The sequence below is a fragment of the Ferdinandcohnia jepli genome (assembly GCF_047246645.1).
Lineage (GTDB): Bacteria > Bacillota > Bacilli > Bacillales > Bacillaceae_L > Ferdinandcohnia.
This window is the reverse complement of record NZ_JBFOKR010000017.1, coordinates 101,027-114,496: the sequence shown is the minus strand read 5'-3', so window position 1 is coordinate 114,496 and position 13,470 is coordinate 101,027. Positions and strand designations below refer to the sequence as shown.

At 39.0% G+C, this 13,470-nt stretch carries 11 protein-coding genes and 1 riboswitch; of the genes, 8 read left to right on the top strand and 3 right to left on the bottom strand.

Going from position 1 to position 13,470, the window contains the following annotated elements:
• The first annotated feature begins 296 nt into the window (after positions 1-296).
• The 3 genes from AB3M96_RS18225 (at position 297) to AB3M96_RS18215 (ending at position 5,811) form a co-directional block, all read left to right on the top strand.
• Positions 297-2,165, top strand: coding sequence for a GAF domain-containing sensor histidine kinase (locus AB3M96_RS18225; protein WP_412969064.1), 1,869 nt, complete (start codon positions 297-299; stop codon positions 2,163-2,165).
• Entirely contained in the window at positions 2,140-2,805 is a 666-nt protein-coding gene (locus AB3M96_RS18220) for a response regulator (protein ID WP_412969063.1), read from the top strand. Before AB3M96_RS18225 ends, AB3M96_RS18220 begins: the two co-directional genes overlap by 26 nt.
• Positions 2,806-3,339: 534 nt before the next feature.
• A complete protein-coding gene (locus AB3M96_RS18215) occupies positions 3,340-5,811 on the top strand; it encodes a S8 family serine peptidase (protein ID WP_412969062.1) in 2,472 nt (823 codons plus the stop codon).
• A 208-nt stretch (positions 5,812-6,019) separates the two neighbouring features.
• Here the strand turns inward: AB3M96_RS18215 and AB3M96_RS18210 are convergent, their stop codons facing one another.
• On the bottom strand, positions 6,020-6,493 hold the full coding sequence (locus tag AB3M96_RS18210) for a hypothetical protein (protein ID WP_412969061.1): 474 nt from the start codon (positions 6,491-6,493) through the stop codon (positions 6,020-6,022).
• A gap of 392 nt (positions 6,494-6,885) precedes the next feature.
• A riboswitch (cyclic di-GMP riboswitch) is annotated at positions 6,886-6,969 on the bottom strand.
• Positions 6,970-7,474: 505 nt separating this feature from the next.
• On the opposite strand from AB3M96_RS18210, the gene AB3M96_RS18205 reads away from it, so the two are divergent.
• Complete coding sequence (locus AB3M96_RS18205) at positions 7,475-7,624, top strand: hypothetical protein (protein WP_412969060.1); 150 nt, start codon at positions 7,475-7,477, stop codon at positions 7,622-7,624.
• A gap of 41 nt (positions 7,625-7,665) precedes the next feature.
• Positions 7,666-8,202, top strand: coding sequence for a glycerol-3-phosphate responsive antiterminator (locus AB3M96_RS18200; protein ID WP_412969059.1), 537 nt, complete (start codon positions 7,666-7,668; stop codon positions 8,200-8,202).
• A gap of 627 nt (positions 8,203-8,829) precedes the next feature.
• Here the strand turns inward: AB3M96_RS18200 and AB3M96_RS18195 are convergent.
• A complete protein-coding gene (locus AB3M96_RS18195; protein ID WP_412969058.1) occupies positions 8,830-11,586 on the bottom strand; it encodes an EAL domain-containing protein in 2,757 nt (918 codons plus the stop codon).
• 532 nt (positions 11,587-12,118) lie between these two features.
• On the opposite strand from AB3M96_RS18195, the gene AB3M96_RS18190 reads away from it, so the two are divergent.
• The 3 genes from AB3M96_RS18190 (at position 12,119) to AB3M96_RS18180 (ending at position 12,939) form a co-directional block, all read left to right on the top strand.
• Positions 12,119-12,337 (top strand): DUF1659 domain-containing protein, encoded by a 219-nt coding sequence (locus AB3M96_RS18190; protein WP_412969057.1) that lies wholly within the window; start codon positions 12,119-12,121, stop codon positions 12,335-12,337.
• Between the two features lie 36 nt (positions 12,338-12,373).
• On the top strand, positions 12,374-12,592 hold the full coding sequence (locus AB3M96_RS18185) for a DUF2922 domain-containing protein (protein WP_412969056.1): 219 nt from the start codon (positions 12,374-12,376) through the stop codon (positions 12,590-12,592).
• Positions 12,593-12,771: 179 nt separating this feature from the next.
• On the top strand, positions 12,772-12,939 hold the full coding sequence (locus tag AB3M96_RS18180) for a YvrJ family protein (RefSeq protein WP_412969055.1): 168 nt from the start codon (positions 12,772-12,774) through the stop codon (positions 12,937-12,939).
• A gap of 68 nt (positions 12,940-13,007) precedes the next feature.
• Here AB3M96_RS18180 and AB3M96_RS18175 read toward each other — a convergent pair whose 3' ends face one another.
• Complete coding sequence (locus AB3M96_RS18175) at positions 13,008-13,400, bottom strand: VOC family protein (protein ID WP_412969054.1); 393 nt, start codon at positions 13,398-13,400, stop codon at positions 13,008-13,010.
• Positions 13,401-13,470 lie beyond the last annotated feature (70 nt).

The following is a 13,470-nucleotide window of genomic DNA, read 5'->3' as shown; positions in this document are numbered from 1 at the left end:
TCTTCATGAATATAAAATACTGAGAAAAACGAAGAAAACAAGAGAAAAACGTTACTTTAATGAGGGAGTATAAAATTCTTTCCTATCTGCATAAGTGCAACTACGGCTCTGCTGACGCCTAACGGCTCGGCAATCGCCGAGTTTTCTAATCATCATCAGGTAAATACTAACAAGACTGTAAACGTGGGTATTTTATGTTTGTTATTTTTCCACCATACATATAATATTAAGTTAAAATAGGTAGGAAAATTAGAGATTACATATAAATTACTGACCGTAGGGTGAGGAGGGAGCTAGTGAAGCTTTCGACGGTGTCCTCCCAAAAGAGAGAGGACTTTGCAAAATTTTATATGGGCTTGATTGCGATACTTGGGTGGGCGATTGTTGCCAGTTCATTTATAGGGATAGAGCCGACAGATGAAATTGTTATTTTACTTATACTTACTGTCTTTTTAGCTTTATGTGAGCACTACCCGATTCCATTATTACGTGGGCACACAACGATCTCATTCCCGTTTCTATTTGTAATGTACGCGTTCTTTGGAACGGCGTATCCAATTATAATTTATGCAGCCATTGTCTTACTTTTCAACTTTCTTCATCATAGACCACTACGAACAGTATTATTTAATCCAGCCCAACTAGTTATAAGTTTCTTTTTTGCAGAACTAATTGTTAAACACTTTGATCTTGGTTATACCATATTTACTAACTCCGATATTCTTTCAGGAATTACTAATTATCTAGTATTCTTAAGCATTTTTTATATCTTAAACAATGTAATTGTGGATATCGTTTTGTTAATACGTCCACAGCCATATACAATGGATTTCTTTAAATCAAAGACCGTTACTGAGTTTGGAAGTGCCTTAGTTTCTACATTATATGGGGTGTTAATCTTTGTTCTTAAAGCGCAAACAGAGGGCAGAGTTAATGAATTTTCATTGTTCTTCTTCTTTTCACCATTAGTAGCAGTCGCTCTTTTGTATTCAGTTATTTCAAACTTAAATAATGAAAAAAGACGATTAAATGCACTTTTTTCAATTACAACAGGGGTTAATAAAAAAATTCATACAAATGATTGGATTGAAACCTTTAAAAGCTCATTTCCACAAATCGTTGATGTACAGGCAATTATCCTGTGGATTAAGGAGAATGGGCGCTGGAAAATTCTCTATTCAGATGGAAGGGTTACTCCTAGTGAGCAATTATCAGGTGAGGCTCTGGCAAGGTTTGATGGAAAAAAGCAACCGATCGTGTATCAAGATCGTGTTAAAAAAATTGGACCGATTGATGAGTTTTTTAAAAAAGATATGAAGGCTTTCATCTATTCTCCGATGGTAGTTGAGGATGAAACTATTGGAATGTTAGTTGTAGCAAAAAGCCGTGTTAAAAGCTTTGAGGATGACGAAATTCACTCTCTCGCAACGCTGTCTAACCAGCTGGCAGTTGCTGTAAAAACTAGACTTTTAATAGAGGAACAGGAAAAACGGATTATTTTAGAAGAACGAAACCGGATTGCAAGGGGCATTCATGACGGAATTGCGCAAACTTTGGCTGGAGCAGTTATGAAACTGGAAACCGCAAGACGGAAATTCGATCGCAATCCTGATGAAACAAGAAAGCTGATTCAAGAAAGTATGGATAAGCTCCGACTGAGTCTAAAAGAAGTCAGGGAATCCATTTACGAGCTTCGACCATATGTAACGGAGCGTGTCGGGCTAACAGCCGCCATTGAAAAACGAATCGAAGTGATTAAAAATGAATATAATACCATTTCGTTCTCCTTCGATATCCGTGGTAAAGAAGAACAACTGAGTTCAATGGTTGAAAAAGAATTGTTTGATATTTTTCAAGAAAGCTTGCAAAACACCATCAAGCACGCACAAGCATCAAAAATTGAAGTGCTGCTAAGTTATCAAAAGGAGCAGGTTATTTTAAAAATCAAGGACAACGGAGTGGGATTCTCGTTATTCCAAGCAATGGTCAAAGCACAAAATAGTCCTCATTTTGGTATCCTGAATATGAATGACGCAGCTGATAAAATTAATGCAACACTTCAAATTGATACAAAAGAAGGCGAAGGTACAGATATTACATTGACTGTTCCGCGAATGGGACTAGAGGGAGGTAATTCTTTTGATCAAGCTAATGTTAGTGGATGACCATGCTGTATTACGAGATGGACTTCGTAATATTTTAGAAATGGAAGATGATATACGAGTTGTGGGCGAGGCGGTGTCTGGTGACGATGCACTTGCTAAGGTTCCGGTTTGCCAACCGGATGTAGTGTTAATGGATATTAACATGCCGGAAAAAAACGGTGTCGAGGTAACTGGAATCCTGAAAAAACAGTTTCCTTCTATGAAAATTTTAGTATTAACGATGCACAGCCATGATGAATATTTTATGTCAGCCATCCGTGAGGGAGCAGACGGATACTTACTAAAGGACGCACCGTCAGAACAAGTGGTTGAGGCGATCCGTACAGTTGCACGCGGGGAATCAGTGATACACCCATCAATGACGAAAAAGCTATTAAATTTCCACCAGCAGCAACAAGAACAAACAAAGGACAATGCATTAACAGAGCGCGAATACGAAGTGCTTCAATGCTTGGTTGAAGGTTTAAGCAACAAAGAAATCGCAGACCGACTATTTATTAGTGATAAAACCGTTAAAATTCATGTGAGTAAAATCTTTAAGAAGTTTGATGTGAAAAGTAGATCGCAGGTTGTCATTTATGCGGTGCAAAACAAACTTGTTCCGATGCAGACGAATGGTAATGGAACGTTTGGTTTGTAGGTTATAGTTATAGTGTTGAAATCCGGTGCCACGGTTTGTGGGCCGGTTTTTTTTGTGAGTGCATGTGAGAGGCTGATTTTTGCTAAAAATCGTAAATCTCTGCTAAAAACCATAAATTGCTGTTAAAAACCGTAAATTCCGATTAAAAATCGTAAATGTTAAATAAAAACCATAAATCCAAAATAAAAATCGTAAACGGTTTTAGAGAGAAGAATTACTCACATAAATCCCACTCGTGTAGCAGTTTTTAAAAATTTTCTCTAAAACCATCCAAATCTACTACCAAAACCTCACCTTCTATTACTTCCGTATAACCCATAATACTCCCTGCAGTCTCTATTTTTACAACCTTTGCGTAATAGGAAAAGTGGAATAACCACGCAATAATGATAGTAAGTGAAAAAGCCCTAGGAAAAACGTTTTATACCTTACAGGATGGAGAAACCAGGAACTACCCACCTGTAAATTTCTATCTAGTAATCTTGCAGCTCTTTCCTAGGGGAAATAGATTCCAAACACGAAGGGAGTATGAAAATGAAACAATTATTTTATGTACTTATGGCCTTATCTTTAGTTCTACCTGCATTTTTTACAGGGAGTCAGTCAGCGCAGGCTGTTGAGGCTAATTCGGTGATTATTGACCCATTACTAGAAAAGGCATGGGACACGGTTGGTTCTTTACAGGCTATTGTCACATTTGATGGCGATGGTGCACCCAAGCAGAATCAACTAGATATCCTAAACGACCTCGGAATTGACATAGGTTTGGCAATGCAATCCCTACCGATTGCCGGGATTATTGCGACAAAGGACCAGTTGCAAAAGCTTGCAGAACTGGATGAGGTTCACTCAATCTATTTAAATAGCAAGCTAGAGTTCTATAACGAAACTGCTACAGATATAACTGGTGTGGATAAGGTTCGTACGGATGACGAAATGCGCAGAGCGAACGGCGGGTTGCCTGTTACAGGAAAAGGTGTTGGTGTGGTAGTCAACGATAGTGGTGTTGATGGCACTCATAAGGATCATGAGTTTGGTAAAAACCTTGTCCAAAACGTGCTTGCATCGACAAATCTAAGTGCATTAGCACCAGGGGTACTGCCAGTTACATACTTAGAAAATGTACCAAGCACAGATACCAGTTCAGGTCATGGTACGCACGTAGCAGGAACAGTTGGCGGGACTGGAGCAAAATCTGGAGGTAAATACGAAGGAGTAGCACCTGGAGCAGATTTAATCGGTTATGGATCAGGAGCAGCTCTATTCGTACTGGATGGAATTGGCGGCTTCGACTATGCAATTACACATCAGGAAGAGTACAACATTCGAGTGATCACAAACTCATGGGGGTCTTCAGGAGAATTCGATCCGAACCATCCTATTAATCTAGCAAGCAAAAAAGCCTATGACAGAGGAATCACCGTGCTTTTTGCAGCTGGTAATGAGGGGCCAGGTGAAAATACGCATAATCCATACGCAAAGGCACCATGGGTGATATCGGTTGCGGCGGGTGAAAAGGATGGTACGCTTGCAGACTTTTCTTCACGAGGAACGAAGGGTGTTGGCGGTACATTTACATTGGACGGTAAGGAGTGGACATGGGAAGACCGTCCGACAGTAACGGCACCAGGAGTGGATATTGTTTCGACTAGAGCGGTATCTCCACTACCATTGCTCGCGGCTCAACAGGATTTAGAAGTGTTAGAACCCGCGCATGTTCCTTTCTACACGGTAATGAGTGGGACATCAATGGCAACTCCACATGTAGCGGGGATCGCAGCACTTTTACTAGAGGCAGATCCGCTGCTCTCACCTGATGACATTAAACAAATCCTTCAGGAAACAGCAACAAATATGCCAGGCTATGGGCCTTGGGAGGTTGGTGCTGGATATGTGAATGCGTATGCGGCAGTTGATTCTGTATATAATGAAAAAAGCTATGGAGAAACAGTTAACCAAAATCAAGCATTCTCAAGCAGTGTAGAGAGTTCAACAACCCGCAGTGATTTTCAAGTAACTTACAATCCTCTAACATTTTTATCGAAAAATCAGTATGAATTTACGGTTGAAGATGGGGTCTCTAGCCTTACCGCAAAAATTAATACGTACGGGCTGCTAGGACAAACGGGAAATCCTCTTAATCTCGTATTAATTGCTCCAGATGGTACGGAGTACAGTTCAGGTGTGAGCTTGCTGTTCACACTTTACCCTGATCGAACAGTTACGGTAAGTTCACCTGTTGCAGGAGCGTGGAAAGCGGAGCTCCGTGGGTTGAAGGGGCATGAATTAAATCCAATTGGAATCGGCTTGCCTGAAACGGTTAATGGGTCATTGGCATTCACGCAGGTGAGCGGGTTCTTGGGGTTAAATGATATAGAAGGTCATCCTGCTGCAGGTGCAATTAAGCTCGGTGTAGAAGAACGCTTATTTGATGGATATGCAAATGGAACCTTTAAGCCGGATGCGGCGTTAACAAGGAAAGACCTTGCAAAATACTTAGTTATGGGCGGAGAGGTGCGACAAGCTTTGCCTACTTCAGCTACCTTTAGTGATGTATCTGCTGTTGACCTTGCTTTTGTGGAAGCAGTTGTAGCGAAAGGGGCTGCGTTTAGAGATGGGAAACAGGTCCAAAACGGCGTGATGCTACCTCGCTCAACCGGTAAGTTTGCACCAAAAGATGCTGTAACAAGGGCAGAACTAGCCTATTCTCTTGTTCAGACGCTTGGATTGGAAAACGAAGCGAAGGAACTCGGGACAGGGGAAATTACGGTCCAGTATAAAGATGAAAGAGTGAAAATTGATGATGCCGGTACTATACCAGCAGAGTTAAAGGGATATGTTCAGTTAGCATTGGACTTAAATATTCTAAACGCAAAGTTTTCTGTGTCGCAGGGGCCGTTTGACTTAAAACCAAAAGTAACGGCAACATTCAGCCCAACGGAAAAGGTAACCCGTGGTGAATTTGCAGTAGCTATGACACGTTTTTATAACGCGTATATGCAGTGAACAATTTCGTGAATAAAAAGAGCCTGGCCCCCGTATTTTAGTGGGGACCAGGCTCTTATGTTGAGTTGCAGCTTTGCGAACGCCTCATAGGTGAATAGAGGTTTTTTCACCACTGTCCGTCTGAGGTGGACAAATGACCCTGAGTGTATTTCTATGGTGCCTGACACCATTGTGGATAGTGTGGAAACTGTGTACAGAGACATGCCTATTATTGGTACGACCAGAGCACTGTCCATTCGTCTTTTTCTTGGGTGACGAAGATGTCCTGGTGGATGGTGAAGGTGCCATAGGTACTTTTATAGGTTTGGGTGATGGGTACTTTGTAGACATTTTTTAAGGTGATAGCATTTTTAGTCATTTTCCAAGAGTCTACCTCTTCAACTTCACCTACTGTATATTGGAAAGTATCTGTTCCAAAGTGGCCAACGAAAACGTGATTTCGTTGCTGGATATAGTCACTCTTCGTAAATTTCTCCTTCATCAGTGGATGAAACAATTCCCATGAACTCCCGAAATCAGCGTCTTGTTCATATTCATAAAACTCGGCCACCAGATCCTTTGCTTCGTCCTCTGGGGAAGATCGGAATAAAGATATTGCAAATATAAATAGTACAAGAACTCCTATAAAGAGCAATATTATTGGCAGTGGCAATGGCAATGGTAGACCTCGTCTTCGTCTCATAAGCAAACAAAGCCTCCTTAAGCTTGTTTACTAATATGGATATGCCCTTGGAGAGTTGTCCTATTCCTGATAACAAACAGGTTTTGACAGAATTAATGTAGAGGCAATGTTACATACATCTTTCCGCCTAGTCTGGCATTATCTTCGCGATATTTACCCATAAAAAAAGCTGAAGCATACGCTACAGACCAATTAATTAAATCTTGTTAAAATGGGACGACGAGGCCCGTTTCCATACTTTACGAACAAAATGCGATCTTCCATACGTCGGTAAAAACGGACGCCTACTAATTTCAAAGGTGTCCAAATTTCTTTAAAGGTATAATATGGCATAAATCTAATCCCTCCATAAAAGTACTCGCAAACCTCTAGTATCAAGGTGTGGTTTTTCTGAAGGTAGCTGGCTGACATATCGTAATGACGTAGTCCCTATAGCTTTGCGTCACCTATTTTCATAGACTTTGCCTTTTCTAATATTTATAAGTGCAATAACGTAATAATGATAGGATAGCATGTCCGAAACGCAGAATATGGGGAAATTTGGTAGAAATGTAAGGGTTTTAATTGACAAATTCCGACAAAAAACCAGATGGAAGAGCTGAAAAAAAGTATAACTTTATAATATTCGACATAAATCCAAAAACTCCTGTTGGGAAAGTTACTCTAAAAACATAGCAAATATTGATACAAAATTGACCCTATTTTCCCAATATACAAATTGCTAATACCTTGGTACTATATAAATATAAGATATTTCTACTAATAAACAGTACATACTATCTTGTTAATCCAATATTTTTTTCTTATTGTTAGTTATTGTAGTAGAATATGGGGTTCTCTACAATGTACTATAAATTTTTACCTGTAGAATTTTTTCTCTCTTTACCCTACTTTTTGGTAGGGTCTTTTTTTACTAACGCACTGGTATTTTTTGTAAGTTAAACTATACAAACTATAAAGTGAATGGTAGGAGAGTGGAGTATGAATCGAGGAATGACGGTGCTGTATAGAGAAGAGATTTATGAAATCCTGCACGTTTACGAAACTGGATTTTGTGAAATTCAAAACGTTGAAACAGGAAAAGTGTCCTTGGTTCATAAGGAAGACATGGAGGAACTTGACCGAAAGTAGTGTATACTAGGCATGAGTATGCATGAAAGAGGGAAGTAAAAATGGATCAAAAGATATTGCCGGCTTCAACAACTATGAAAGAGTTTGAATCGTTTCTTACTAGTAAGTTTGAAATTGGCGTCTATTTAGAAACTCATATCTCACAAATGAAACATATAAATAAAATGGCTAACGACCATGGAAAAAAGATGATATACCATGTAGATATGATTCATGGTATTAAAAATGATGATTACGCAACTGAATTTATCTGCCAGGAATTCAAACCCTATGGATTAATCTCTACAAAGTCGAGTGTGATAAAAAAGGCCAAACAAAAAGGTGTACTGGCAATCCAACGAATATTTCTACTTGATTCCCATGCCCTTGAGAAAAGTTATGCTTTAATTGAAAAAACCAAACCAGATTACATAGAAGTCCTCCCCGGCGCGATGCCATGGCTGATCAAAGAAGTAAAGGAGCACCTACAAACACCAGTCCTCGCAGGCGGCTTCATTCGCACAAAAGAAGACATCGAAAAAGCACTTAACGCCGGAGCTACCGCCATTACCACATCCCAAAGAGAACTATGGAATTAACATAGACCACATCACACAATCACAAACACTAATCAAAGGAAGCTTGCACCATATACGGTGCAAGCTTTTATTTAGCAGTTAGAAAAGCATTACTGTATTAAAGTATAAAATTCTTTCCTATCTGAATAAGTGCAACTACGGCTCTCCTGTCGCCTAAAGGCTCAGCAATCGCCGAGTTTTCTAATATCAAAGTATCCACCTGAGGTGGACAAAATGGTGAAAGTGTATTTCTGTGGTGCCTGACACCACAGAAATACAAAACGACACCACAGAAATACATTCCAATCACAAAATTTGAAAATCCCCTTACAAATACCGGTTAAATGTTACAAATCTCGGCAATACCAATAGAGGAGTTTGCCTTAATTTGTCTTGCTGTTTGTACTAACCTGTGTTTACTTATCCTTTATAATGGAGGAAAGGCTAACGCAGGAAGAAGGGATTTGTCCATGATGGAGGAAAAAACAAATCGGTTAGCAATTGGAATAGTCTGGGGTACCACACTAAGCATACCCCTGTGGATATCTTTTTTCGGTTGGCTAAAGCTTCTGTCTAAGTTGTTCCATTAAAACCTCAGTACCGCCTTCCATCTATGTTTTTCTGCTAGAATTAAGTACAGCCTTCTATCTAAGCTGTTCCACTAGAACTCTGCTTCAACCATTTCTCTTCAAATTCTCTCTTAGGAAGCGGCATGCTGTAATAGTAGCCTTGTCCGAAATCGCAGCCTTCTTTAATGAGGAAATCAATTTGCTCTTTCTTTTCTATTCCTTCTGCGATTACCTTTACGTGCAAGTTCTTGGCCAGATTAAGTATCATTTGAATCACAACCTTCGAATCCTTATCAAAATTCTTAATAAAAGAACGATCGATTTTTACACAATCAATGGGCAAGCGGTGGAGTACACTGAGTGAACTATAGCCTGTACCAAAGTCGTCCAAGCTAATCGAAACTCCGATTTCTTTCAGCTTTTGCAACGTATCAATGGATTTCTCCAGGTCGATCATAGCACTCTCTGTAATTTCAACATCGAGCTTTTTCAAGCAGCTTTGGTGCTCCTTATTGGTATCTTGTATGGCCTGATATAAATTATGTTTATCGAAATGTTTTGCAGAGATATTAACAGACACTCCGGGGATATATAAACCCTCGTCCTCCCACTGCCGGATCGCTTTAAAAACCTCGGCAATAACCCACTCACCAACATCAATAATTAACCCGGTCTCTTCTAAAACGTGAATAAATTGTGCAGGAGGCAATAACCCTTTTGTCGGATGGTTCCATCGTACCAATGCTTCGGCACCACTCAATTTTCCTGTATGAATATCTACTTGTGGCTGATAAAACAGCTCAAATTGCTTTTTTTCGAGTGCTTCTTTTAAGTCTTGCTCCAGCAAAAATCGTTCTTCAACTGCAGCCAAGAGATTTTCTTGATAAAATACAAGCTCACTACCTTGTTTCTCTTTTGATGCATACATTGCAAGGTCTGCTCTTCTAAGTAAATCTTTAATCGTTTTCGCATCGTGAGGATAATTTGCAACACCGAGACTAGCGTACACCTGTAGTTCATAGTTTTCATACAAAATGGGTTGGCGAATACGTTGAGCAATCTGATTTGCAGCTTCTTTGACTGTTTCATTCTCTATAGTAGGATAATAAATTACGAATTCATCGCCGCCGATATGGTAAGCCTTTTTACCATGGTTCGTATCAGTAATTCGTTTCGCAACCACACGTAGAACTTCATCTCCAGCTAGATGACCATACCGATCATTAGTCTTCTTGAACTCATTTAGATCTAGAAAAATGAGACTAAAAGGTATACTGTTTTCAACAAGTTCAGTAAGGTCCGCTACTAATTTTCGTTGATTTGGTAAATTTGTTAGTGGGTCATGGTAGGCCATGAATTCAACCTTTTCCATAGATGTAACCTGTTCGGTTACATCGACAACACTACACATAATTGCTGGTTCAGTGTTGTAGCTTGTTTCTGACGAATGCGCTTTTATATAAAAATAGTCGCCATTTTTCTGTTTTCCTCTTAACTCGTAATGCTCAAACTTACGATTATCCTTGATTCGATTTGAAATACGGTGTCTCAAATAATCATGATCTTCCTCTGCAATAATATCCCAATACGTAAGCTTTAAAAGCTCATCGACATGGTAACCAAACATCGTACCCATCATGGCATTCGCAAAGATAATTCGTTCATTTTGAATAACAAAGACACCTACAAAAGACTCCTCAACAATAGACCGATAACGACTTTCCGCATCCTGTAGTGCTGCCAAATTTTTATTGAAATCGGTTATATCTCTTATGACGCCATACACTCCAACGACCTTCGACTCGACTTCAATGGGAATAGTCTTCACAAAAATGTCCCGAAGTTCTCCTTTACGGGTATACATTTTAACTTCACTTTCAACAACTTTTCCGTCTAGAGCCCTTTGAAACTGTCGATTCAGGTATCCCATATCTTTATCATAAATAAATCTGTGGAAAGAGGTTCCCAGTACCTCACTTATCTTATACCCGGATAAAATTTCTGCTGCCTCATTCAATTTGTTAATGACCCCGTTTGTATCCATCATTATGATTGCATCAGGGTTTAAATCATAAAGTGATTTATAGTAAAGTTCCTGATTTCGCAGTTTATCATTTTGGCTAAATAGCTTTTGTTGATAGTAGGTAGTTAGAATTCCAATGACCATCAGAAGTAAAACACTAAGGATGACGAAGGAAACGATCTCATTGATGTTAATTACATGAGCACTATCATTAGTAATCACATATTCATTACCGTTCATTGAAATATAATGAATGGCCGCAATCGAAAAACCAATCCAGACACCAATGGTAATTGCCGTATTATACTCAAACTCTTGTCTATTGGCTCTGGAAAAAAGATAACAGCCTATACAAGATAAAAGAGTACCAAGCAGAACTCCGGTAAGAAACCACTTGTCAGTTATTGAAATGAACAGAGTATGGTATGCATACATACCTAAATAATGCATAGCGCTTATCCCAATCGCGAATGTAATACCGGCCGTAATATAGGAATGTGAACTTCGGTGAAGAATAATAATGCCGATAAAACTAGTAATGATAATGACTACTAGTGAAGCAACTAATATAGGTATATTAAAGGCCATAATAGACAAATGCTTCATCGCTCTAATACCTATAAAATGAGTAGTCCATGTTCCTAAGCCCAGCGTAAAGGAAGCGAGTAAAAGCCAGAGAAATCGTGTCAGTTTAGTAGTCCTAGGTAAAATATTTATGACCATTCCAAAACAAACAATCGAAGATGAAAATGCAATAAATAATGAAAATATAAAATAGGCAAGATTGTATTTTACAGCTAAAAGCGGAATCATCCTTACACCTCAATCATTACGGACATACAATTTACCTAATTAGTATGTTCCACTTTTATGAAAATATTGTAGGAGTTGGTTGGGGGAACTTGTGCAATTTTGGGGAGTTGGTGTAATAGCGTTAATGCTCAATTATTTAGATTATTGTTCAATTAATTGATTTATTGTTCAATTCCTAGTGTTATTGTTCAATCGAAAAAAATATTGCTCAATTACGAGGTGTTTCCTGGCTATACTGCGAGATTACATATCCTGTGGATAACTTTTTTTCAAATAGATGTATAGAATTTAATAAAAAAGGCAAGATTAATAGTGTATTCCCCCTTTGTTATATATTTGAATCCTCCCTAGTGGAGGTATTTTTTTTTGTCTTTTTTAATTTTTTAAAATTACCCACAGTATTTCCGGTAGATTCTCCTTTTTTAGCTTCAATAAAATTCCTACTATAAAAAATTTTTTTAAAAAAATTTAAAACCGATGCCCCTTTTTACCCCCTAACTCACTATAACAATAGTGAAAGGAGGTGGGAGACATGGCAACATCGTTAATTAAGGATTCACAATTACGTTTGATTTTTGAAAACGGGTTAGACGAGTTCGGAGAGATGAAGTATCAAAACAAAAACTATAACAACATCAAAGTAACTGCAACAGCTGACCAGCTTTATGCAGTGGCTGGAGCAATAACAGATCTTCAAAGTCGTGAACTAGTTGATATCGAACGTAACGACAAACATTATTTAGGAGAGTAATACGTATCAAAAACTTAAGAAAGGAGGACCTAACTAATGGCGAAAACATTAGAAATGCAATTTACGAATGAAGCTGGTAAAGTAGCTACGATTTCAATCGAAAGCCCGATTGAGCCAGTTGATCCAGTAGCGTTATCCGCTGCAATGGACACTATCCTAACTGCAAACGTATTTGTAACGGCAGGCGGTGATCTCGTATCAAAACGTGGAGCTCGTGTAGTCGAGCGCAACGTACAACCAGTTGAACTTGCATAATGAACATAAGGAGCCAACTCTATAAAAGGAGTTGGCTCTGGTAATTTACTAAGGTTATAGATAGAGTGTCCACCTCAGGAGGACAAAATGGCTGTTTTGTATTTTTGTGGTGCCTGACACCATTGTGGATAAGTGGGATATGTGGACAAAAACATGCTCATAGGGAGGAGGATTAAAAAATGGAGGGTTGGTTGCCTTTTATTCAGGAGGTTGGGTTTCCGGTTGTGGTTACATTTTATTTGCTTCATCGTATTGAGACGAAGCTTGATAGTGTGATTGATTCGATTCAGATGCTGCCGACACAAATGAATGGAGAGCCGCAATATCATTCTAAGAAGACGGTATAAAAGTAAGAAACACCTGTGCTCTCGTTGAACACAGGTGTTTCTGAGTTTATCAAATACCAGCTACTAAGTTAATTTTCCTTAGGAGCCACAAGCTCCACCTTAATCCGGTCAGGGTCTTCAAAGTAAACAGCATAGTAATCCGGACCACCCGCATACGGTGTCTTATCTGCATATAGAATGGTTATTCCTTTTTTCTGAAGTTGCTGAGTAATCTCATCGACCTGCTTTCGTGATGTCGCATGAAAGGCTAAATGATTAAGCCCGACTCGACAGCGGTGGTATGGAATATCCAAGAAACGCTCCTCCGCTTGTACAAATACAAGATACGTATCTCCTTGTTTCCAACTGATTCCCGAATCCCAATTCTGATACTCAACATATCCTAATTCCCCTAATAACCATCCCCAAAACTTCTTCGATTCCTCCAAATTCGAAACATATATTTCAACGTGATGTAACATCCGTATTCCTCCTATTTACGTCTAATATCTCTATTATAAGATAGTTTTTCTAAGAAAAGGAATGATTGGT

Bases quoted from the DNA above. Each gene is read 5' to 3' on its own strand.
- AB3M96_RS18215 (WP_412969062.1), top strand. From the start codon at position 3,340: ATGAAACAATTATTTTATGTACTTATGGCCTTATCTTTAGTTCTACCT.
- AB3M96_RS18210 (WP_412969061.1), bottom strand. From the start codon at position 6,493: ATGAGACGAAGACGAGGTCTACCATTGCCATTGCCACTGCCAATAATA.
- AB3M96_RS18205 (WP_412969060.1), top strand. From the start codon at position 7,475: ATGAATCGAGGAATGACGGTGCTGTATAGAGAAGAGATTTATGAAATC.
- AB3M96_RS18200 (WP_412969059.1), top strand. From the start codon at position 7,666: ATGGATCAAAAGATATTGCCGGCTTCAACAACTATGAAAGAGTTTGAA.
- AB3M96_RS18195 (WP_412969058.1), bottom strand. From the start codon at position 11,586: ATGATTCCGCTTTTAGCTGTAAAATACAATCTTGCCTATTTTATATTT.
- AB3M96_RS18190 (WP_412969057.1), top strand. From the start codon at position 12,119: ATGGCAACATCGTTAATTAAGGATTCACAATTACGTTTGATTTTTGAA.
- AB3M96_RS18185 (WP_412969056.1), top strand. From the start codon at position 12,374: ATGGCGAAAACATTAGAAATGCAATTTACGAATGAAGCTGGTAAAGTA.
- AB3M96_RS18180 (WP_412969055.1), top strand. From the start codon at position 12,772: ATGGAGGGTTGGTTGCCTTTTATTCAGGAGGTTGGGTTTCCGGTTGTG.
- AB3M96_RS18175 (WP_412969054.1), bottom strand. From the start codon at position 13,400: ATGTTACATCACGTTGAAATATATGTTTCGAATTTGGAGGAATCGAAG.